Here is a 2,492-nt window from a genome sequence, read left to right as displayed (position 1 = left end):
ATCCAGGTGGCGAAACTGAAGGACATGGACAGCGAGACGCGCGATGGTGCAGGCATCATCCGCCTGGGCTTCGACTTCGGTACGAATACCGACCTTGCCTTCATAGAAGTGAACGAGAAGATTGACGCCGCCATGAACTATCTGCCCAAGGATGCCGAACGCCCGAAGGTGATAAAGGCAAGTGCGACGGACATTCCTGTCTTCTACCTCAATCTGACCCTAAAAAACGACAGTGCATACGGCAAGGTGGACGAACGCGCGTTTCTTGATTTGTGCGAGTTTGCCGAAAATGTCATAAAGCGTCGCATCGAGCAGTTGGCGGAAGTGGCAATGGTGGATGTCACGGGTTTGGTCGAACGCCAGTTACAGATTGTGCCCGACCCGGATAAGCTTGCTGTGTTGGGGCTCTCCATTGAAGACATAGAAAACGTGCTGGCGCAAAACAACGTGGAGCCGGGCAGCATGACCGTGCGCGACGGCTACTACGAATACAACATTAAGTTCTCCACCCTGCTGCGGACAGAGGAGGACGTGAAGGGCATCCTGCTGCGAAAGGAAGGACGTATCATCCGCTTGGGAGACTTCTGCCGGGTAGAGATTGTTCCTGCCAAGGAGAAAGGTGTCTCCATGAGCAATGGCAAGCGTGCCGTTACCCTTGCCGTCATCAAGCAGGCGGACGAGAATATGGAAGACATGAAGCTTGCCATCAACAGCACGATGGACTACTTCAAGAAAGTATATCCCGACATTGATTTTAGCATCAGCCGTAACCAGACGGAGTTGCTGGACTATACCATCTCCAATCTTCAGCAAAATTTGTCGTTGGGTTTCCTGTTCATCTGCATTGTGGCGGTACTCTTCTTGGGGGATGTCAAGTCGCCGTTCATCATCGGGTTGAGTATGGTGGTATCTATTGTCATCTGCTTCCTGTTCTTCTACTTGTTCAAGATGTCACTCAATATCATTTCTTTGTCGGGATTAATCCTGGCGTTGGGTATGATGATTGACAGCAGCATCATTGTGACGGAGAACATTTCGCAGTATCGCGAACGGGGCTATTCGTTGCGGCGGGCTTGCGTGACGGGAACGAGTGAGGTGATTACGCCCATGCTGAGTTCGTCGCTGACCACTATTGCCGTATTTGTGCCGCTGATATTCATGAGCGGCATTGCAGGGGCGTTGTTCTATGACCAGGCATTCTCTGTTACGGTGGGGCTGCTGGTTTCCTACTTCACGGGTATCATGCTGCTGCCGGTCCTCTATATGCTGGTCTACCGGACAGGGTTGCGCGGCAGGTCGTGGTTCTCCCGCATCCGCATCAACAATCCGTTGAAGGAACATACGCTGGACCGTTTTTATGATGCGGGCATCGACTGGGTATTTTCCCACAAGACGGTAAGTATCATATTCTGTGTGGTTTCTATTCCTCTTTGTGTCTTTCTGTTCTATTCCGTCGGCAAGGAGCGTATGCCGCAGATAGACCAGAATGAACTGATAGTCCACGTGGAATGGAACGAAAACATACATGTGGACGAGAACCGGCATCGTGTGAATGTGCTGTTCGGCCAGTTGCTGGACAAGACAGTGGAACAGACGGCTGCCATAGGCCAGCAGGACTATCTGCTGAACCGTGAGCAGGCTCTCTCTTCTTCGGAGGCAGAATTGTATTTCAAGACTTCCTCGCCTGACGGGATTGCTCCCTTGCAGAAGCAGGCGGGCGAGTGGCTGACACGGGAATATCCGTTGGCGACAGTCTCCTTTTCTCCACCCGAAACCGTGTTCGAGAAGCTTTTCGTGACCGGGGAGGCCGATGTGGTGGCGGAACTTTATGCCCGCAATAAGGAGAAGGCGCCGGCGGCGGAAGAATTGCGCGGACTGGAACAACAGTTTGCGGAGCTTACGGGGACAGCGCCCGTAGGCATCGCTTTCGAGAACCAGCTTGACATAAGCATCCTGCAGGAAAAGCTGTTGCTCTATGACGTTTCGTATGACGAGCTTTACCGTACGCTGCGGACGGCATTCAAGGAGAACAGCGTAGCTATGCTCCATTCCTACCAGCAATACCTGCCTATCAGCATTGTGGGCGAGGAGCGGACAGTGAACGAGGTGCTGCTGCAGACATTGATACAGACCCGTCCGGACAGTAAGGGCGAAGTGGAGTATATTCCGCTTCGGGAGCTGGTAAAGGTGCGTCCGGCCGAGGATTTGAAAACGATTACGGCAGGACGTAACGGTGAATATATACCGTTCCGTTTCTATGAAGTGGACGATGCTCCGGAGTTGATGGAAAAGGTGAAGCGGGAGGCAGATGCCACGGGTGACTGGGATACGGCCTTCTCCGGCAGTTTCTTCTCCAACCGCCAGATGCTGGACGAGTTGGTGGTGATTCTTTTCATCTCTATCCTGCTGATGTATTTCATTCTTGCCGCCCAGTTCGAAAGCTTCGTGCAGCCGCTCATCGTGCTGCTGGAAATTCCGATAGATGTGGCGTT

The 2,492-nt window shown here is 52.7% G+C and carries 1 protein-coding gene; it reads left to right on the top strand.

What is annotated here, in order from left to right; translation table 11 throughout:
- The coding region (locus tag DWZ03_RS19705) for an efflux RND transporter permease subunit (RefSeq protein ID WP_133303179.1) at nt 1-2,492 on the top strand (2,492 nt) is incomplete at both ends.

This window comes from Bacteroides sp. AF29-11, from assembly GCF_003602895.1.
Lineage (GTDB): Bacteria > Bacteroidota > Bacteroidia > Bacteroidales > Bacteroidaceae > Bacteroides > Bacteroides uniformis.
This window is presented reverse-complemented; position numbering and strand designations above follow the sequence as displayed.